Here is an 18,190-nt window from a genome sequence, read left to right as displayed (position 1 = left end):
AGTTTTTGGTTTCCAGGGCTCAGAATACCTCCGACCGGGAACTCTAAGGTTTTCTACATTTAGATTGCTCACTTTCCGGATATTTTTTCCTATTATTAAAATATGAAGCTATTTTCATTTCATAATGAAGGATTTCATAATCTTCAGTATCTTTTTTGAATTTGCCTCCGTTTTAGAGCCTTTTTAGCCGTAAAAGAGTTTCTAAACATAGTTTTTATTATAATAAGATTTTTATGTTACTGAATTAAATAAATACAAGCCGAATATTAAACTTACTAACTCGGTGATTAACGGGGGGAATAAAATGATCAGAACTGGAACAATAAAGTCAGTATTTTTGCTGGCATTGGGAATTATAACAATTGCACTGGTAGGACCCGCTGCAGGCGATACTATGTGTAAGTGTCCTGACAATCAAACATGTATGATGATGCAGTTAGACATGGGAGACCACCAGGATAACGAGACCATGATGCACTGCATGATGGGCGAGCATATGGCAAATGAAAGCTGCTGCATGCTTATGGATCAAAATATAAGTACAGTTCAGGCCCGGCTGAAATGTGCTGACCTCTGGCTCGAGAAGGCAATAGAGTTGCACGAGCTTCACATGGAAGATCCCAGCACGGCAACCAACGAGTCTCAGATGGAGCTAATGGACTACATGATGCATGCCCACGAATGCATTATAGGTAAAAACGTGACCATGGAAATGATGGATAACAAGACAGAATGTAATGCATCAGCAGACTCTGTTTGTGAAGCCCATGCGAGGCTGAAATGTGCTGACTTCTGGCTGGAGCAGGCTATACAGCTACATGAAATACATCTCAAGAATCCCAGCTCGGCGACCGACGAGTCTCAGATGGAAATGATGGAACATATGATGCAGGCACATAAATGTGTTGTAGGAGAGCACGCAGCTATGGATATGACAGACAAAGCCAAAATGGACTGTGCGATGGTCTGGATGAAGAAAGCCATGGAAATGCATGAGCTCCACATGAAAGAACACGGAATGGAAACCAATGAGTCTCAGATGGAAATGATGGAACAAATGATGGACCATATGATGCATGCATATGAATGCATGGCCGGGGAAAATATGACAATGGGGATGATGAACAACACAACAAAAGTACAGTTCTCGGGAGAATATGAACACGGGTGTTAAACCTGACAGGATAATTTTCAATAAAAATCAGTGGGGACGTGTTCCCCTATTAATTTTTCCAGGTTATGACTTTCTATTTAGTTCCCTATGAACGAGCCATTCTGTTATAATAGCTCCGAAAATCGCTTTAACAGGATTTCTAAGGGATTATTCTGGAGATCATTTTTATAATCTGGAGATCACTCTTATAAAGTTGATTAGACAAGTTATTCCGGAGTATCATTCTGGATTATCATTCTTAAAATTGAAAGAATTATTCAGAAATATAAAGGCTGAAGGGCATCTCGCGGGCACTGTGTAATAAGAGTCAAAAAGGCAATTGAAGGTATGCAGGGTATAAAGAGAATAAATGTAAGCCATGGGAACAAACAGACTGTTTTTGAATTCGACGAGGGAAAGACCGACGTAGAAAAAATCAGGCTGCGATAAAGGAAACCTGGTATGAGCCACTTTAAAAATAGGCTTTTGTTTTTCACTCCTACTTTTTTCATTTGCTAAGGCTTACATGAAAGGGTGACTTCTTCCTGCCTATCCGGCTCGAGGGTAAAAAGGATTATGCAGCAGATCGGACATACATCTGTTTAATCATGCAGTAATCCATAAACTTATTATGCTAAATCGGTCAGTAAAATTAGTGGAGGTTGAAACAATTACTCAGGAAACCATAAAAGTTGAAGGTATGTCCTGCGGGCACTGCGTTATGAGGGTTAAAAAAGCAATTGAAGGTCTGGAAGGCGTAAAAAAAGTAGATGTGAATCTTGAGAACAAACAGGCTGTTGTTGAGTTTGATGAAGGAAAGACAGATGTAGAAAAAATAAAGGCTGCAGTACGGGAAACAGGGTATGAGCCAGTCTGAGCCGGAATAATGTATTTACTGAGCCTCAAAATAATTTGTCTCAGAAGACTTTGTTTATTGGTCTAGACTTCATTTATTGGATCGAGGAATTCATTATATAGTAAAAGTACAGATTTTTATAATATAGGTGAAGCGCCTGTTTAAAAAGCAGCTGATGATCCGGGGGTGAAGATATCGGGGAGACAACACTTATAGTAGATGATATGATTTGCAGGTATTGCAAAGACGCGGTTACCAGGCTTATTACCTCTATTAACGGGGTTTCCCGTGTAAACGTAAACGTTCCTGAAAGAACAGTAAATGTGACTTATGACAGCCGGATAACTGATGCACATGTTATAAGGATGACCCTGCTAGAAGCCGGTTATAAAAATATAAAAGAGCCTGTAAACGCTTTTTAAGTAGTCGGGAAGTCTGAATAATCTGAAAGGCGGCATACCGATGGAAATCACGATAGAAGTTTATGGCATGACCTGTGGTCACTGCCAGAAAAGAGTAGCGGATGCTATTTCTTCTCTTGGGGGTGTGGAATCTGTAGATGTCAATCTTGAAGCCGAGCGTGCAACTGTTAATTTTAATCCTGTAGGACTTACGCAGTTGAACTGAAAAAAACGAGCAGAAAAAACTTAGGAATGACACAAATATAACTTCTAAGTTTCAGTTTGGGGAATTGATCTATAATTCTATTTCCCCCAATAACCATTTTTGGTAAGAAAACCCCTTGATACTATATTTCAATTATCCCTTAACTGTATAAACCCAAATCCTGTTGACAAGTCTGCATGTGCCTGATTTTATATTTCAAGTGTGTAAAGTATGTAAGTCCTATGTCAATCAATTACGGTTTCCTTTATTGTACAGTTCATTTAGGAGTATTATTTGTACTCTGGCATTTGTACTCTGCCAGGTGGAATGACATGTTTTTCTGATGCAGATCATCCCGTTTTTCTGCCCATTTTATTAAAGGAATAATTGCTTCGCAAAGCTGTTTTCCATCATTTGTCAAAAAGTACTCAACCCGCGGAGGCATCTCGGGAAATGCTTCTCGTTGGATCAGGCCCTCTTTTTGGAGCTCTTTTAACAGGTCTGTAAGTGATTTGGGACTGATGCCTTCAAGAGTGTTCATTAGGTCATGGAAACGCAACCTATTATGATGTCCAAGAGCACTGATTATGAGCATGGCCCATTTTTTGGATATCGTGGAAATAATTCCTTTAAGTGGACACAAACAAATTCCGTTACTATTCTTTTTCATAGTCACTTTATCACTATAAACTTGATATTATTAATACTATAGAAAGTATTGTATTGTTAGCATAATATGATATTATTCAATAATCTTTTAAGATTAATTATCCTGAAGAAGAGGTAAAATTATGAAAGTTCTTGTGTGTGGAAAAGGTGGTAGCGGCAAGAGCACGATTACTGCTTTGCTTGCAAAATCCATGGTTAAGAGAAATTACAATGTACTTGTAGTGGATAGTGACGAGTCAAATTTTGGGCTTCATAAACAGCTAGGTCTTGAAATGCCTGAAGATTTTATGAATTACCTTGGAGGGAAAAAAATTCTGGGAGAAAAACTAATGCAGGCATATCAAAAAGGAGACACTATCAGTATTTTTGAAAACAAATGGAAAATTTCCGATATTCCTGAAGCTTATATCATAGAAAAAGGAAAAATCAAAATAATGACCATAGGCAAAATCCATGACTTTGGAGAAGGTTGTGCCTGCCCGATGGGAGCTCTTGCGAGGAATTTGCTGAATAACATGGAAACTACATCTGAAGATGTTATATTTGTAGATACTGAAGCTGGCATAGAGCATTTCGGAAGAGGAATTGAAGAAGGATGTAACCTTATATTAATGGTACTTGATCCATCTTATGAATCTTCAAGGCTTTCTGAAAAAATTAAAGAACTTTCGGAAAAAGCCGGAAAACCCTGCTATTTTATTCTTAATCGTACAGATGAGATCATGGCTCAGTCAATGATGAATACTGTAGATATAACTCATATTCTGACTTCAATTCCATCAAATTTGGAAGTTTTCCGAGCTGGATTTACCGGAGAAGAACTGAACGTAGAACTTTCTGAAATCGAGTCAATAGCTGATTTTCTAGTTTCAAGAACCAATTTCTGAATAAGATTTATAATAGTGTGTATGGTCAACTGATTTCTTCAAAGTATGGACTTATGTAACTAAACTGAAAACTAATGGCATTAAGCTTTTAATTACTACAGATTGTTAACTTACTATGCTTAAGGCACGTGTTTTTTGCTTCAAGTACATAAGCCCTATTTATATACTTGTGAAAAATTCAACCAGCTATTTTTTATTAATTTTACAAATTTGACACAATTTTTTAATTTTAAGATCTTATCAGTATGCCTGGATGGGATAACATTTCGAGCAATACTAAAATTAGTTTTACGATCCTACAGTTGTAAAAACATATGTTTTTTGTGATAAAATATTAACAAGTGTATATAATTTATAAAAAAATGTTACTAAAAGATAAAAAAGTAATATTTAAATAGCTTAAAATTTAAAGGATAGTTGGAGGTACATATGATACTAGAAAACTTCAAAAGAGAATCACTGATACCTGTGCCTGTTGCGTTTATCTCCACAGTCAGTGAAGATGGAATCAGAAACATAGCGCCCTATTCTTGCGTTATGCCTGTTTTACGCCCACTCGACTTAATTTGTGTAGCTTCAGCGAAAATGAGAGACACATTTGATAATATCAAAAACACAGAGGAATTTGTTCTTAACATGCCTGGTGTTGATATGGTGGATAAAGTGATACCCACTGCGTCTCATGTCCCTTCTACTGTTAATGAATTTGAATTGGCAGGTTTAAAGGAAAAACCTTCACAGAAGGTCAAAGCACCAGGAATTGAAGGATGCTATGCATGGATGGAATGCAAATTGCATAGCATATATGAAGACAAATATGGCGGCTTTCCTTACCTACTGATTCTAGGCAAGGTAGTGCATCTTGAGGTGGTAGATGAAATATACAACAAGAAAGACGGTTCGTGGGACGTAGAAAAGGCTAAACCATTGATGATGACAGAATCAGATTCTGGTATGCATTTCTGTACTGTCAGCAATATTGGTAAATTTGAGTCTTATGGAACTATGTTTGAAAGTGGTAAAGATCCATTATCATGGATGTATGAAAAAAAAGAGGTGTAAGAATGCAAGCAGAATGTATGATAAAAGTACAAAGTATAGAAGATTTTAATAAACTAGAAAAACCACGAGTTCAAAGTATTCCTGGATTTTATGGTGAAAAACTCATAGAAGGAGTTTTCATAAAGGATATGAAGTTGTTCAGCGATGAGAGAGGATTTTTGACCGAGCTTATACGTTTAGACGATGAGGAACTGAAAGCACAGAACATCAAGCAAATAATTGCCTCATATTCTTATCCTGGAATGATCAAAGGTTGGCATCTTCATTCTAAACAGGAAGATCACCTATTTTGTGTTACTGGGATGGTAAAAGTTGCATTATATGATTACAGAAAAGACTCACCTACTTATAAAGTTCTTAATGAAATATTTATGGGTGAAAGATATCCTCGCGCAGTTTATATTCCACCAGGAATTTTTCACGGCACAAAAAATGTAGGCAACGATGTATCTGTGGTGATAGGAATGCCTTCCTTATTCTATGATCCTGAAAATGTAGATGAAAGGCGGGTTAATCCTATTTGCAACAATATAATTCCTTACGATTGGAATTGTAAAATGGAATAAAACAGAGAATTCGGAACAGTCATATCCTGGTAAAAATGAAGGTAGAAACTATGAATCCAGAAACCATAAAGGTTGAAGGTATGTCCTGTGGGCACTGCGTTATGAGGGTTAAAAAAGCAATCGAAGGTGTACAGGGCGTAAAGAAAGTAGATGTGAGCCTTGAGAACAAACAGGCTGTTATTGAATTCGATGAAGGAAAAACCGATGTAGAGAAAATAAAGGCTGCAGTACGGGAAACCGGATATGAGCCAGCCTGAACTGGAATGATTTGTCTGATCAGGATTCAATCAGTCTTTAGATACTTCATTTGTCGGGCTTAAGGAATTCATTATATAGTAAAAAGTACAGATTTTTATAATACGGGTGAAACGTCTGTTTAAAAAGCAGCTGAAGATCCGGGGGTGAAGATATCGGGGAGACAACATTTGTAGTAGATGATATGATTTGCAGGTACTGCAAAGATACAGTTCAAACTCATTGCCTCTATTAACGGGGTTTCCCGTGTAAATGTAAATGTCCTTGACAGGACGGTATACGTGACCTATGACAGCCGGATAACTGATGCACATGTCATAAGGATGACCCTGCTCGAAGCGGGTTATAAAAGTGTAAGAGAGCCAATGAACGCCTTTTGAGCGGTCAGGCATTCTGAAAAAACTGGGTAGGCGGCATATCCGATGGAAGTTTCGATAGGAGTTTACGGCATGACCTGCGGTCACTGCCAGAAAAGCGTAGCTGATGCTATTTCTTCTCTTGAAGGCGTGGAATCTGTAGACGTCAATCTTGAAGCCGAACGTGCAACTGTTAATTTTGATCCTGAAAAAACAAGCATCGAGGATATAAAAGGAGCTATTCAAAAGGCAGGATATTCTACAGAACCTGAAGGTGAGATTGAAGAGGATCACAAAGAAGCCCATTCAGAAAGCTCCGAACCTTCCTGGGAAGAAGAGAGGAAAGGTCAGGTTTTGGAATCTGCTGATAGGGCTCCGGAAGAAGCTGAGGGAAGGGTACCGGAAGGTTCTCAGGCATGCCCACTTACTGAAGCATGCATAACTGCAGAAGAGGCAGCCTCCAAAATCCCAGAGCAGAATACAGGCTTGAAAGAAATTACTCTCGGAGTTTCCGGGATGACATGCTCGGCATGTACTGCGAATATCGAGAGAGTATTGAAGAAAAAAGAAGGGGTAGACTCAGTAGCTGTCAATCTGGAACTTGGAAGGGCAAAAGTTGGTTTTGATCCCTCTCTTATCTCTCCTAAGGAAATTGAAGATACCATCGAATCTATCGGCTATAAGGTAGAAAAGGATACGGTAACTCTCAACCTTGAGGGCATGAGCTGTGCCTCCTGTGCTGCAAATATCGAGAAGATCCTCAATAAAACCGAAGGCGTAATCTCAGCATCCGTAAACTTTCCGCTTGAAAAAGCAGTTGTAGAATTCGATTCAGCTCGTATCTCTGTCAGGGAAATCATCGCTGCAGTTAAGGGTATCGGCTACGGGGCATCAGTTAAAGCTGAAACTGTGGAATATGAAGACAGAGAACAGATGTCCAGAGATGCTGAAATTCGCAGGCAGAGAAATAACCTGATAATTGCTGCGCTGCTTGGAATCCCAATATTTATCGGAAATATGAGCATGCTTTTCCCTTCGGTCTCTCATTTTGTGCCCGCTTTCCTCATGGATCCTATAGTACTTTTTGTAATGTCTACTCTGGTGCTTCTTTTCCCGGGGAGGCAGTTTTTTGTCGGAACTTTTAAAGGCTTCAAGCATGGCGTAACCGATATGGATTTGCTGATCGCCGGAGGGACGGGATCTGCATACCTTATCAGTGTAGCAGCGACATTTTTTGATCTGGGCCCTGGATATGACACCCTTTACTACGATACAGTAGGTCTTCTAATACTCTTCATTGTTCTTGGCAGATATCTAGAAGTAAGGGCGAGAGGTAAGACTTCAGAAGCCATCCGGAAATTGATGGGGCTCAGGGCAAAAACCTCCAGAATTCTTGTAGACGGCATCGAGAAAGAGGTTCCTGTAGAAGAAGTAGTAGTTGGCGATGTTGTTATTGTCCGTCCAGGAGAGAAAATTCCGGTTGACGGAGTTGTTGTAGAAGGTAATTCGGCAGTGGACGAGTCAATGCTCACCGGTGAGAGCATCCCAGTAGAGAAAGGTCCCGGAAGTACGGTTATCGGGGCTACTTTAAATAAAACAGGATCTTTTAATTTTCGGGCTACAAAGGTAGGTGCCGATACCGCTCTTGCTCAGATTGTGAGGCTTGTTGAAACTGCCCAGACCACTAAAGCCCCCATCCAGAGGGTTGCAGATGTATTTGCCGGTAATTTCATAGTAGCCGTCCATATTCTTACCCTTTTTGCCTTTTTCTTCTGGTTTCTCATAGGTTACTGGCGCTATGGAGTAGGGGAATCAGTAGCTATGGGGGGAATCAGTCCATTCCTTTTCTCCCTGCTTATTGGCATTACTATCCTTGTAATTTCGTGCCCGTGTGCTGTCGGGCTTGCAACTCCTGCAGCCATCATGGTGGGTACAGGCAGAGGTGCGGAAAACGGAGTTCTTATAAAAGGTGGGGAGGCCCTTGAAAGGGCGCATAAACTTGATACTATAGTTTTTGACAAAACAGGAACCCTTACAGAAGGGACTCCAAAACTCACAGATCTGTTTGCAGCTCATGGTCACGAAGAAAAGGAGGTGCTATTTATTGCTGCAACGGCTGAAAAGGGATCCGAACATCCTCTCGGGGAAGCTATCGTAAGAGGGGCTGAGGAAAGGGGTATTAGCCTCGAAAAGGCAGGAAATTTCCGTTCCATCCCGGGAAAAGGAGTGGAAGCTTACCTTGGAGAAAAAAGAATTTTACTCGGCACTCGCAAGCTTATGGACGAAAACGGGATTCCCTTCGAGGATCTTGAGCCCAGAATGCGCACGTTTGAGGAAAATGGGAAAACTGCAATGCTTGCAGCTTTTGAAAACGAAATCATAGGTCTTGTTGCAGTTGCCGATACCCTGAAGGAAAACTCCAAGGAAGCAGTTGAGACACTGATAAAAATGGGAATCGAAGTGGTTATGATTACCGGAGACAATGCTATTACATCCGGTGCAATTGCAAAAGAAGTAGGCATCCCCAGAGTGCTTGCCGAGGTGCTGCCCGAAGATAAAGCAAATGAAATTAAGAAGCTTCAAGAAGAGGGCAAACTTGTCGGAATGGTGGGTGACGGCATTAATGACGCTCCTGCATTGATTCAGTCCGATGTAGGAATTGCAATGGGGGCAGGCACTGACGTGGCAATGGAATCCGCAGAAATTGTACTTATAAAGAATGATCCCCGGGATGTGGTTATAGCTCTTAAGTTGAGTCGGCTTACTATCAACAAAATCAAACAGAACCTTTTCTGGGCTTTTGGATACAATACAATAGGTATCCCAATTGCAGCAGGAATTCTTTACCCGGTTTTTCACCGAATTCTGATCACGCCGGAACTGGCTGCTGCTTTCATGGCATTGAGTTCGGTTTCTGTAACAACGAATTCCCTGCTAATGAAAAGAAGCAGGATTAAATAAGTTCAGAGCAGATACTTTTAAAGCTTCTATGTCAAGGTATACGTGAAAACTCGAAAACCGCATGCTTTGGAAGGCTGCTAGCAGAACTTTCCTGCATGCGGGCTTCAAAGGCTCTCTGGCTGAACCTTTTAAAGGTTAAGTTAGGGAATTCTGAACACCCAGTCATTCTTAACATTTAGTCACTCTGAACATCTGGTTATTGATGGTGAATCATATGGTAAAATTTGGATCCAAAGACAAAAGGACCAGAGTTGTGCTTCTCTCAAGTATTGCCACCTCAATAGTATTAATGAACCTCTTCCTGCTTGGGACTCTATTAACCAACATGTACCGGGGAGAAGCATCCTACACTCTGGTAGATCTCGCAGCAGGTTCTATTTTCGTTTTTGTGATTACCATGATTATCTCATTGTCCCTGTGGCCCAGGGTAATGGACTGGCTTGAAAACAAAGAAAAAAACAAGTAATGGACATAATCAATAATATCAATCTTTTATGAATGTCAATTTTTTAAATAGATATCATTTTTTTAAAAACGTACTGATTTATATAACAATGAATTTACCTTCTGCCATGAACAACGGCAGTGTCAGAGCAAATATCAAAGAAGGATTAAAAGTAGGAATTGTTTTAAAGCAGGACCAGCGAACAGGGAAAATAACCCAGGGCGTTGTAAAGCGCATTTTAACCAATTCTTCAACTCACCCTCATGGGATCAAAGTCCAGTTGACGGATGGGCAGGTTGGAAGGGTTAAGGAAATTTATTCGTAAGCTGAAGAGTAAGCCGTGTTGTGTTTGAAAGAAGAGTTTCTCTTTCTCAAGCTCTACTCAGCTCATCCCCTCTTTATCTTCGACATAACATTTTGCTTTATCAGTTGCTCGTACTTTCGCCAGCTGTCTTCATCAACTTCTGGCATGGATACGATTTGAGCTTCAATTCTTTTCGGGCCGGTACAGGAATCGATTACTTTCTGGATAGCAACAGGGTCTTTGTTTCCGATAAGGTCTACAACTTTTACTTCCCTGAGGAATCGGGAGATTGCAGTCATCGGTATCTCATTTAAGTAAGGCAGAGAGGCGTTTGAGCCGGCTATTTTTCTAGAGCCTGCCATGGTAGAAACTCCATTTTCGGCTAGTGCGATCAAAGATTGGCCCGCCAGGTGGCCGCTGTCTTCTCCGCAGACAATCAGGCAGTGTATGTTCTGGTTTGCAAGCACATTCACAATTATTTTTTCAATCCCGAAGTTCTCACTAAAACAGGTCCCACAAATTGCATAATTCTTAAGTTCCCATGCAGTGTAGTCAGAGGCAAGAGTTACTACAGCTACGCTTGAATTCGTATCTCCTATTATATAGTCTCCGGAAGTTACAGGCCATTCCATACTGTTTCTCTCCTACTGCTCGCTGATTGTTCAAAAGAAACTATTTTTCAACTTCGACTATTTTATGCAGTTTATTCGTAGTTTCTCGTTGAAAATAATTTCTTTTTTAATTCTATTAATTTGAATTCTTTCTAAAGCCAAGTTGTGAATATGTGTTGGAATTGATTTACTGGATATCCTAAATTAATCTTCTGCATGTTCAGAATTAATTATTGAATCTTTCCCCTGGAGTTTCCTGGAAAACTGTGGTCAGGAATGCGTTATGAATCCTTGAATCCTTATAGACCTTTGAATCCCGATGAACTCTTCAATTCCTTATATTAAATAATTAGAAAGTTTCTGAGTACCAAGCACTTTTCTCCTCGACAAGCGTATGGAACTCTAGAATTGGCCAAATTCCCGTCGGCATGAGATTAAATTAGAGCCTGAACCCAAGAAAATTCCAGTTATTCAGCCACCAGACAAACGCCAGCAGAGCCAGGACCACAAGACTGTAATGAATTCTTGCAGAAAGATCCCAGTATCTATTTTTCCATGCAAGGGCTGCGAATGCAACAGAGCCAAGTGCTAGAATTGCAGCTATCAGGGCGATTGCCATGAGGACTATTAAGAAGGTAGTGATAGAGTATAGGAATTCTGCATCTGCTGGCTTAGCCAAAAAAAGGGATATTAACCCCATCAGGAACAGAAAGTTAATCATGCTGGCTCCGCCTGCAAACAATCTGGCAATTGTGGCAGGCTTTTTTAGCTTCCAAGGGGAGCGCTTGATAATCAAGCTCATCGGCCAGATGAGCGTCGACAAGAATAGGAGAATGCAACCACCCAACAGGGAAAGATTAATATTGATATCATCGTGCCAGGGCACTTTCTCATAGGCAGTCTTGGGACTCAGTTTCATGAAGAGATAATTGATATGACCCTGTCTATCTTTGCCGAAGACCAGCCCGTCCCGGGAAGGCAGACCATCAGCCGGAATGAAAGTCAGTGGTTTTACCTCTATCCATTTTTTTGACCCCTGGAATAGCTGAGAAGTTATCAGAGTATCATTCGGGCCTGGAGATGCCCGTACCTCCTGGAAGAGAGAGGCTAATTTTTCGAAATTGGTGTAGGCGCTCCTTGTTGGGCGGTAGCTTCCAGCAAAGAGGCTTGCATTCTGTTCAAAGCTAGAGATGGGTTCATGTACTGGGGAAAGAGGCGGTGGATAGTAATAATCCATAAAAACCTGCCGTAGCTCGTTGACTGCTGATTCGCTAGCTTGTTCGTTACAGGAAATAAACAGTCCAAGTTGGCTTTCGGGTATCAGCACCAGCTGGGTATGGAACAGGATAGTGTCGCCCCCATGCCCTATAACTCTCGGGTTGTCCGGATTAATCTCCAAGAACCCGTATGCCATGCCGCTAACTCCGGGATCATTTTTGAAGAGACTGCTGTGCATTTGCTGTGCAGTATCCTCCTGCAGTATACGGCTATTGCCATACTTTCCGTTTTGAAGATGGGCAATCATGAATTTTGCCATATCCTCGGAGGTGGAACTCATAGAGCCTGCCGGCCAGACCTGCAAGTATTCAAAAGGCTTTGCTATGTAAGCGTTATCCTCATAAACATATCCATTGGACATGTTCGAAGCCAGCCTGGATGGTAGGGGCTGGTCGAATGTTGTATTGTTCATGTCCAGCGGAAGCAGGATATTCTGTTCCACATACTTATCAAATGGCATTCCCGATACCTGCTCAACAATATATGCAGCCAGGTCAGAGCCATAGTTCGAGTAGGCGGTTAGTTCTCCAGGAGGGCGCACTCGAGCAGGCATTTCTTTTTTCAGGTACTCGTCCAGCGGCATGATATCAGTTGAGCTACGCACAAAAACACGTCCGCCAATGGCTAAATCCTCGAAGCCCGCTGTATGGGACATGAGATTCTTGAGGGTAATAGGCCTGGAATAGGTAGAAGGTATCTGAAAGTCCTTGAGATATATGTTAACATCGGCATCAAGATCCAGCTTTCCCTGTTCAGCAAGCTGCATTACTGCCGTCCATATGAAGAGTTTGCTGACAGAGCCTACACGGAAGAGAGTTTGATTTCCAGCTACTTGCTTGCGTTCATCGATATCGGCATAACCATAGCCCTTGGCAAAAATGACCTGTCCATCTTTGACCACAGCTACGGTTGCTCCGGGAATATGATGAGCCTTGAGCTGTGTATTTACAGCCCCATCAATAAAGACCTCCAGCTCTCCTGAATCAGTAGGACTGCTAAAGTTTGAAGCAACAACTGAATTTATAGGAAAAGCAGACGCCGAATTGACGGTCAGGAAAATAATTACTAGACCAAGGATAAGGATGTATGCATTTCTTCCCGGCTTAATTGCCGACGAGTACCCCGGTGAATGAGTAATCAAATTTATGCCGTAACTGTGGTAATTCCAATGCTTTATCATCCACACCATTTGTTAATTTGGTAAGCCAATATAATATTTATATGAATAAGTAATAATCGGTATTTTTTTAGATGGTATATTATAGAAGAAAGGAAGCACGGGTGAAGAGGTTTCCGTCCCGAATTGTGCCCTGGGATCACAGGAAATCGAAGATTTTCTGGGAGTTACGATATAACTGCAGGAGTATTCTGTCCTTTTCGCTGTGCTCAAAAAGACTAAGCTGCAATATTACCTTTTTTCCTTGTTTTCCGTGATTATGTATTCTGGATTGACTTCTGTATTCTGGACTGAGTTTTTGTGCCTGTTTTATAAGCTCAACTGTTTCTGGTGACCTTGACTGAAATTTCCTCAACTGTCAGCTTTTAACTGAAATTTCCTCAATTGTCAGCTCTGCAACTCTCTCTTTTTCAATTCTTATGAGTCTGAACGAGAGGAAGACGACTACATATATAATCGCGGCTGCTATCAGGAAGGAAATCACTCCTAGCTGCGTATAAAGCAAGCCCCCTGCAAGAAGCCCGATTATGCTTGCAAGGCTGCTTGCACTCATTGCAAAACCCTGGACCGAGCCCTGGTATTTTTTCCCTGCGAATTTCGAGAGGATTGAAAGAATAGAGGGCCACATAATCCCGTTCCCAAAAGCAAAGAAGACAGCCGCTAAGTATAAGAGGAAGAAGTTTCCAGGAACTATCAGGATGAACTGCAGACCCAAAATGAAGCCGCCGGCGATGACAAGGATTGACTCTCGATATCTCTTGGCAAGTTTTGCGAGGACCGGACCCTGTACGAGAGCCATAAGTGCGCTGATGACGGAAAAATAAATGCCCAGTTCGGCAGGACTCCACTCAAGAGCGACAGCGGCAAAGACCGGAAATGCAGTATAATATATATTGAATCCCAGGAAGATAAGGAAGTAAACAATTAGCATAAAAGGGATGTATTTAAGCCTGAAAACTTCGCTAAAGGTTATTTTACTTCCTGCTTCTACCTGATAGCACTCTTTTTGCTCCTGTCCGAGCACTTTTCTGATGCCTGTGGACTCCGGGTATTCCTTAATTGCGCAGGGCTTTGAGTCCGGAAGCAGAAAGAGCACGATAAAAGTCCCTATGACTGAGATCACTAGGGCTACAGATACAGGGATAAGTTCGCCGTAGACTGTCGTCCCAAGGACTCCGGCAAGGGCGGGGCCAAAGACATATCCCAGATTTGAGGCGACAGACATCCTGCCATAGTTTTTATTCCTTTCTTCTTCGGAGGTGAGGTCAGCGAGATATGCATTGGCAACTGATACATTCCCTCCTGTAATACCGTCAAGGGCCCTTGCAAAAAAGAGTGCAAATAGGGGAAGAGTAACTGTAAAAACGCCCAGCAGGTCAGACCTAACCTCTATCAACGGGATTACGGGAAAGAATAGGGCGACAAGAAAAATGACCCATGCAAGTAGAGTCCCTATCTGGCTCAGCAACAAAATCTTCTTCCTTCCGTAAAGGTCGGACCACCGCCCCAGAACAGGAGCTCCGATAAGCTGGAAAGCAGGATATGTGGATGCGAGCATGCCATAGACAAGGGCATTGCCCCCATAATCTGTTACAAGAAATACGAGAAAAGTAAGTATGATACCGAACCCTAGGGTTCCGATGAATGTTATAGCATACAGAGGAAAAAGTGCCTTACCATCTGTAGAGGAAGTTCCCGAATCCGTCTCCATCACAGGATAATATGCCGATTCTGTGCCTTATAGTATTTCTCTTCCAGAATTTCGAGAAAATTGACATTGATTTATTCCAGATATGCTGCAGTAAGGCGGGCTCAACCACTAAGAAAAAGTCATATTCTTCTTCCCGCCCAGGCTCGTATATTATTATCATAAAGTCTTCCTGCGGTTATTCGGCCTAAAGCAGCTTGTCAGTCTCTTTTGGGATTTTAAAGCCTGAAATGAGTATTTAAAACATTTTAAAATGTTTAAAACACCTTCCTTGTTCTTACAGCTCGTTTTAATTCTTTAACAGTAAATCAAAGGGCGATAAGGGATTAAAAAATTGGCTTCTTTTTCAAGGCAGCCCTTGTATATCTAATAAAGAGAGTTATATACGTTATTTCTCTAAGATAAATGGTGCAGATCTTTTATCAAGGAAAATAAAGCGTTATCAAGCTTTAAAAGCATCTATTCAATCAGGTAACAGAACTACTGCAAAAAGTATACTTATATTCTAATTTTACAATATGAAATTCTAGTCCCAAATTGTTTTCAAGCAAAAACGAAACTAAAAGTTTTGAAACAATCCATGGGAATTAAAAGATCTTTATAAAAGTGAAGGAAATAAAGATCTCAAAAAAACACGAAGGAATAAAGGTCTCAAAAACAGAACGGAACTAATCTCCAAAAAGTAAGTACTCCAAAAAATATTGAGAAAAACCTGAATGTTAAGGGCATTTCCATCCTGAAGCAGTGGCACCTGTTGCATCCACATTGATGTCAACGATCCGATTCCTTCCGGAAATTGCAGCAGAAGCCACTGTGTTATCCCGCGAAGATAAGTATCTTGCGACCTTGGCGGTAATGTCATAGGGCTGTTGCGGGATTAAATACCCTGTATGAAACGGTACTGAGGCGGTGTCAAAGTCCGTCTTAACGGGGTTAACCCTTAACAATAAGCATATTTTTCAGGCAACGCCTGTAGGGCGGATTCAGGAGTTGCCTGAAATATCTTTATTGTTTCATTCACTTCCAAATGATTATCTACCCTTTTTATTTTTTCACCTTTTTGTTCCCTACCATCTTTTTCTCTCCTGATTCTTTGCTTTATCCTTCCAACCCTCCCTCTGGCTCTTCGTCCAGCTTTTTTGTCTACCATTCCTCTCATTTCCGGTTCCTTTTTCTTCCTGTTTACTGCCAGTGCCGAGTTCTTCTCTACATGAAAAAAATGGTCTTTGCCCCCAAAAACCGCTTTTCAGTTCATCCTCATATGAATGCCTGCTCCAAGCTATCTGGTGTTCAGCCGAAATTAAGTAGAAATAAAGAGAAACAAAAAATAAAGAGAAACAAAAAATAAACTGAAACAAAAAATAAACTGAAACAAAAAATGGAAGATAGATTCGAAAAAGAGCATTTTGAGGTAGAATTTATTCTGTTTTATTTCCCTTCTACCTATTTTTATGTATATTTACTTACAGGTTTTTCTCCTGATTTCGTTTCTGGCTTTTCTCTTCTTCGCAGTACACCCCTGCCTTTCCTTTACTTTTCCATTTACCCTAAGCTAACAACTCAGAGCATTTTATGGGTTTAGGAATATTCTTTATTCTTTACCTGTATCTGGTTCTTTATGTCTAAATCATACTGGGAAACTGTGCCTGGAAAGAATATACCCTCAAGCCTTGAGCTTTACCCCATAATTTACAATTATCTGCAGGATGGTGATAATGTTCTCGACATCGGATGCGGGTTTGGGAAAATTAGTCTTGAACTTGCTTCCCTTGGATACCTAGTAACAGGGATAGATATAAATCCAGAAGCTGTAAAGCTTTCAAAAGCTGCTGCAAATAACCTGGAACTGGATCGAAAGATTGAAGGGAGGGCTGAATTTCAAGTTGGAAATGCTTCTTTCCTTCCTTTTCACAGGTCAAGTTTCAATTTTGTAGTCATGCAGGCTTTTCTGACCTCTGTACCTGACCCACAGGAAAGAGCCAGGATAATTCAGGAAGCTTTCAGAGTACTGAAACCTGAAGGTTACCTTTATCTTGTTGAATTCAGCCAGAACTGGCACCTCAAGCTTTATAGAAAGCGCTATCTTCAGGACTTTCCGGTTACAAAAGAAGAAGGTTCTTTCTTTGCCCTTAACCCTGAAACAGGAAAGGATGAATTTATTGCACACCATTTTTCCGAGAAAGAGCTCGTGTTCCTGCTTGTAGATTGCGAGTTTGAGATTGATTATTTCAGAGTTGAAGAGCTCAAAACCAGGACAGGCAACAAAATTAACGGGTTTGTAATTGTGGCTAAAAAACTTTAAAACCCGGACAGCAGAAATTCTTTCTGCCATGAACCGGAAAACTTCAAAGCCCTGGCTCCTGTTTACACAAACTTATTTCAATCAGGTTAATCTGGTCATCCATGTCGATTATGTGGCTCTATTGCTGAGGTGAAGCCCGATAACTCCTGTAATTACAACGACAAGGGAAATAATTTTTAGGGCGGTGGCAGGTTCCTTGAACTAGAAAATTCCGACTGACGTGATAAGAGCAATTCCGAGTCCGACCCGTATCGCATATGCAATGCTAACATCTATTCCTTTAAGGGCAGGGTAAAGAAGAAAAAACTGATTGCATAAAATACGAAGATCAAAACTGATGGAGCCAATTTTGAAAAACCATCGGATAATTTCATACAGGTGGTTCCGCATACTTCAAATGCTATTGCGAGTAATAGCAGGAAATAATAGTTCATCAATGATTATTTTACTCTAATTTATTAATCAGTTTCCTATTTTATCATTAATCAGTTTCCTATTTTATCATTAATCAGTTCCGGTTTCGTTATATCATCCGTCTATTTCCCTTCTAGAGTCTGTCAGTTTATTATTTTATTCATTTTACTTATTTACTATTTTACTTATTTACTATTTTACTTATTTACTATTTTACTTATTTTGTTTATTTTATTTATCAAATATCCAGGTTCATTCTTTTAAAGTTCACTGAGATATCAAAACATCAGAAGTTTGATGTGTAAATAAGAAAAATCAGGCACAAACCGAGAAATTTGAAGTCAAGCTTCTTCCTTTTGAAAAAAGATCATATTTAAGGCGGAATAGGGCTTTAAAGGTTCATAAAGCTCTTTTCTCATACCTCTTCTCACTTGAGATAGTTTTATATATCATAATGTCTTGGGACGTATTTGCAGTAAAAATAAAGAATCGTATAATCTGTTATTAAAAACCTCATTTCTGTTTTTAATAAAAGAATTGTATAGAATCTTATTTTTATAGCAGCCTAGAGGGTATCCGC

20 protein-coding genes and 1 pseudogene are annotated in these 18,190 nt (G+C 40.4%); 13 read left to right on the top strand and 8 right to left on the bottom strand.

Features of this window, described 5'->3' with window-relative positions; translation table 11 throughout:
- Positions 1–304: 304 nt before the first annotated feature.
- The 5 genes from ACZ5A8_RS15910 (at position 305) to ACZ5A8_RS15890 (ending at position 2,636) form a co-directional block, all read left to right on the top strand.
- Complete coding sequence (locus ACZ5A8_RS15910) at positions 305–1,174, top strand: hypothetical protein (RefSeq protein ID WP_464530221.1); 870 nt, start codon at positions 305–307, stop codon at positions 1,172–1,174.
- A 327-nt stretch (positions 1,175–1,501) separates the two neighbouring features.
- Complete coding sequence (locus tag ACZ5A8_RS15905; RefSeq protein ID WP_464530219.1) at positions 1,502–1,603, top strand: hypothetical protein; 102 nt, start codon at positions 1,502–1,504, stop codon at positions 1,601–1,603.
- 205 nt (positions 1,604–1,808) lie between these two features.
- The gene (locus ACZ5A8_RS15900) at positions 1,809–2,030 is read left to right on the top strand and encodes a heavy-metal-associated domain-containing protein (protein ID WP_255680000.1); all 222 of its coding nucleotides are present in this window, start codon (positions 1,809–1,811) and stop codon (positions 2,028–2,030) included.
- 173 nt (positions 2,031–2,203) lie between these two features.
- Positions 2,204–2,431 carry a heavy-metal-associated domain-containing protein gene (locus tag ACZ5A8_RS15895; RefSeq protein WP_464534169.1) on the top strand — a complete coding sequence of 76 codons (228 nt, stop codon included), beginning with the start codon at positions 2,204–2,206 and terminating at the stop codon, positions 2,429–2,431.
- 40 nt (positions 2,432–2,471) lie between these two features.
- A complete protein-coding gene (locus ACZ5A8_RS15890) occupies positions 2,472–2,636 on the top strand; it encodes a heavy-metal-associated domain-containing protein (RefSeq protein WP_464530218.1) in 165 nt (54 codons plus the stop codon).
- Positions 2,637–2,892: 256 nt separating this feature from the next.
- On the opposite strand, the gene ACZ5A8_RS15885 is transcribed toward ACZ5A8_RS15890, so the two are convergent.
- Complete coding sequence (locus tag ACZ5A8_RS15885) at positions 2,893–3,210, bottom strand: winged helix-turn-helix transcriptional regulator (protein WP_464530216.1); 318 nt, start codon at positions 3,208–3,210, stop codon at positions 2,893–2,895.
- Between the two features lie 196 nt (positions 3,211–3,406).
- On the opposite strand from ACZ5A8_RS15885, the gene ACZ5A8_RS15880 reads away from it, so the two are divergent.
- The 5 genes from ACZ5A8_RS15880 to ACZ5A8_RS15860 all read left to right on the top strand — a co-directional run bounded on the left by ACZ5A8_RS15880 (position 3,407) and on the right by ACZ5A8_RS15860 (position 9,371).
- On the top strand, positions 3,407–4,171 hold the full coding sequence (locus tag ACZ5A8_RS15880; RefSeq protein ID WP_464530214.1) for an ATP-binding protein: 765 nt from the start codon (positions 3,407–3,409) through the stop codon (positions 4,169–4,171).
- Between the two features lie 429 nt (positions 4,172–4,600).
- Entirely contained in the window at positions 4,601–5,233 is a 633-nt protein-coding gene (locus ACZ5A8_RS15875) for a flavin reductase family protein (protein ID WP_464530213.1), read from the top strand.
- Between the two features lie 2 nt (positions 5,234–5,235).
- Positions 5,236–5,799, top strand: coding sequence for a dTDP-4-dehydrorhamnose 3,5-epimerase family protein (locus ACZ5A8_RS15870; protein ID WP_464530211.1), 564 nt, complete (start codon positions 5,236–5,238; stop codon positions 5,797–5,799).
- A gap of 50 nt (positions 5,800–5,849) precedes the next feature.
- A complete protein-coding gene (locus tag ACZ5A8_RS15865) occupies positions 5,850–6,056 on the top strand; it encodes a heavy-metal-associated domain-containing protein (RefSeq protein ID WP_464530209.1) in 207 nt (68 codons plus the stop codon).
- 420 nt (positions 6,057–6,476) lie between these two features.
- Positions 6,477–9,371: a heavy metal translocating P-type ATPase gene (locus ACZ5A8_RS15860; RefSeq protein ID WP_464530208.1), complete on the top strand. Its 2,895-nt coding sequence runs from the start codon at positions 6,477–6,479 to the stop codon at positions 9,369–9,371.
- Between the two features lie 31 nt (positions 9,372–9,402).
- Here the strand turns inward: ACZ5A8_RS15860 and ACZ5A8_RS15855 are convergent, their stop codons facing one another.
- Complete coding sequence (locus tag ACZ5A8_RS15855) at positions 9,403–9,546, bottom strand: hypothetical protein (protein WP_229389935.1); 144 nt, start codon at positions 9,544–9,546, stop codon at positions 9,403–9,405.
- Positions 9,547–9,585: 39 nt separating this feature from the next.
- Between ACZ5A8_RS15855 and ACZ5A8_RS15850 the strand changes: the two genes are divergently transcribed.
- Both ACZ5A8_RS15850 and ACZ5A8_RS15845 read left to right on the top strand, forming a co-directional pair.
- On the top strand, positions 9,586–9,837 hold the full coding sequence (locus ACZ5A8_RS15850; RefSeq protein WP_464530206.1) for a hypothetical protein: 252 nt from the start codon (positions 9,586–9,588) through the stop codon (positions 9,835–9,837).
- 106 nt (positions 9,838–9,943) lie between these two features.
- Positions 9,944–10,141, top strand: coding sequence for a YwbE family protein (locus tag ACZ5A8_RS15845; protein WP_322223598.1), 198 nt, complete (start codon positions 9,944–9,946; stop codon positions 10,139–10,141).
- Positions 10,142–10,203: 62 nt separating this feature from the next.
- On the opposite strand, the gene ACZ5A8_RS15840 is transcribed toward ACZ5A8_RS15845, so the two are convergent.
- From ACZ5A8_RS15840 to ACZ5A8_RS15820, 5 genes are all read right to left on the bottom strand, one after another.
- Entirely contained in the window at positions 10,204–10,752 is a 549-nt protein-coding gene (locus ACZ5A8_RS15840; protein ID WP_464530205.1) for a tetrahydromethanopterin S-methyltransferase subunit A, read from the bottom strand.
- A 418-nt stretch (positions 10,753–11,170) separates the two neighbouring features.
- Complete coding sequence (locus ACZ5A8_RS15835) at positions 11,171–13,150, bottom strand: serine hydrolase domain-containing protein (protein ID WP_464530204.1); 1,980 nt, start codon at positions 13,148–13,150, stop codon at positions 11,171–11,173.
- Between the two features lie 394 nt (positions 13,151–13,544).
- Complete coding sequence (locus ACZ5A8_RS15830) at positions 13,545–14,897, bottom strand: MFS transporter (RefSeq protein WP_464530202.1); 1,353 nt, start codon at positions 14,895–14,897, stop codon at positions 13,545–13,547.
- The gene (locus tag ACZ5A8_RS15825; RefSeq protein WP_464530201.1) at positions 14,860–15,057 is read right to left on the bottom strand and encodes a hypothetical protein; all 198 of its coding nucleotides are present in this window, start codon (positions 15,055–15,057) and stop codon (positions 14,860–14,862) included. The genes ACZ5A8_RS15830 and ACZ5A8_RS15825 overlap by 38 nt, the downstream gene beginning before the upstream one ends.
- Positions 15,058–15,834: 777 nt before the next feature.
- Complete coding sequence (locus ACZ5A8_RS15820) at positions 15,835–16,053, bottom strand: hypothetical protein (RefSeq protein WP_464530200.1); 219 nt, start codon at positions 16,051–16,053, stop codon at positions 15,835–15,837.
- 459 nt (positions 16,054–16,512) lie between these two features.
- Between ACZ5A8_RS15820 and ACZ5A8_RS15815 the strand changes: the two genes are divergently transcribed.
- A complete protein-coding gene (locus tag ACZ5A8_RS15815; protein WP_464530198.1) occupies positions 16,513–17,196 on the top strand; it encodes a class I SAM-dependent methyltransferase in 684 nt (227 codons plus the stop codon).
- Between the two features lie 201 nt (positions 17,197–17,397).
- Here ACZ5A8_RS15815 and ACZ5A8_RS15810 read toward each other — a convergent pair.
- Positions 17,398–17,630: pseudogene (locus tag ACZ5A8_RS15810) on the bottom strand (DMT family transporter).
- Positions 17,631–18,190 lie beyond the last annotated feature (560 nt).

This window comes from Methanosarcina subterranea (genome assembly GCF_055385895.1).
Note: the sequence above shows the minus strand (reverse complement) of the source record. Positions and strands in the feature narration are given on the sequence as shown.

What these genes read in the sequence shown, in the direction of transcription:
- ACZ5A8_RS15875 (WP_464530213.1), top strand. Translation starts at nt 4,601, where the DNA reads ATGATACTAGAAAACTTCAAAAGAGAATCACTGATACCTGTGCCTGTT.
- ACZ5A8_RS15825 (WP_464530201.1), bottom strand. Translation starts at nt 15,057, where the DNA reads ATGATAATAATATACGAGCCTGGGCGGGAAGAAGAATATGACTTTTTC.
- ACZ5A8_RS15840 (WP_464530205.1), bottom strand. Translation starts at nt 10,752, where the DNA reads ATGGAATGGCCTGTAACTTCCGGAGACTATATAATAGGAGATACGAAT.
- ACZ5A8_RS15905 (WP_464530219.1), top strand. Translation starts at nt 1,502, where the DNA reads ATGCAGGGTATAAAGAGAATAAATGTAAGCCATGGGAACAAACAGACT.
- ACZ5A8_RS15865 (WP_464530209.1), top strand. Translation starts at nt 5,850, where the DNA reads ATGAATCCAGAAACCATAAAGGTTGAAGGTATGTCCTGTGGGCACTGC.
- ACZ5A8_RS15890 (WP_464530218.1), top strand. Translation starts at nt 2,472, where the DNA reads ATGGAAATCACGATAGAAGTTTATGGCATGACCTGTGGTCACTGCCAG.
- ACZ5A8_RS15880 (WP_464530214.1), top strand. Translation starts at nt 3,407, where the DNA reads ATGAAAGTTCTTGTGTGTGGAAAAGGTGGTAGCGGCAAGAGCACGATT.
- ACZ5A8_RS15820 (WP_464530200.1), bottom strand. Translation starts at nt 16,053, where the DNA reads ATGAGAGGAATGGTAGACAAAAAAGCTGGACGAAGAGCCAGAGGGAGG.
- ACZ5A8_RS15885 (WP_464530216.1), bottom strand. Translation starts at nt 3,210, where the DNA reads ATGCTCATAATCAGTGCTCTTGGACATCATAATAGGTTGCGTTTCCAT.
- ACZ5A8_RS15870 (WP_464530211.1), top strand. Translation starts at nt 5,236, where the DNA reads ATGCAAGCAGAATGTATGATAAAAGTACAAAGTATAGAAGATTTTAAT.
- ACZ5A8_RS15815 (WP_464530198.1), top strand. Translation starts at nt 16,513, where the DNA reads ATGTCTAAATCATACTGGGAAACTGTGCCTGGAAAGAATATACCCTCA.
- ACZ5A8_RS15850 (WP_464530206.1), top strand. Translation starts at nt 9,586, where the DNA reads ATGGTAAAATTTGGATCCAAAGACAAAAGGACCAGAGTTGTGCTTCTC.
- ACZ5A8_RS15855 (WP_229389935.1), bottom strand. Translation starts at nt 9,546, where the DNA reads ATGTTAAGAATGACTGGGTGTTCAGAATTCCCTAACTTAACCTTTAAA.
- ACZ5A8_RS15845 (WP_322223598.1), top strand. Translation starts at nt 9,944, where the DNA reads ATGAACAACGGCAGTGTCAGAGCAAATATCAAAGAAGGATTAAAAGTA.
- ACZ5A8_RS15860 (WP_464530208.1), top strand. Translation starts at nt 6,477, where the DNA reads ATGGAAGTTTCGATAGGAGTTTACGGCATGACCTGCGGTCACTGCCAG.
- ACZ5A8_RS15830 (WP_464530202.1), bottom strand. Translation starts at nt 14,897, where the DNA reads ATGGAGACGGATTCGGGAACTTCCTCTACAGATGGTAAGGCACTTTTT.
- ACZ5A8_RS15910 (WP_464530221.1), top strand. Translation starts at nt 305, where the DNA reads ATGATCAGAACTGGAACAATAAAGTCAGTATTTTTGCTGGCATTGGGA.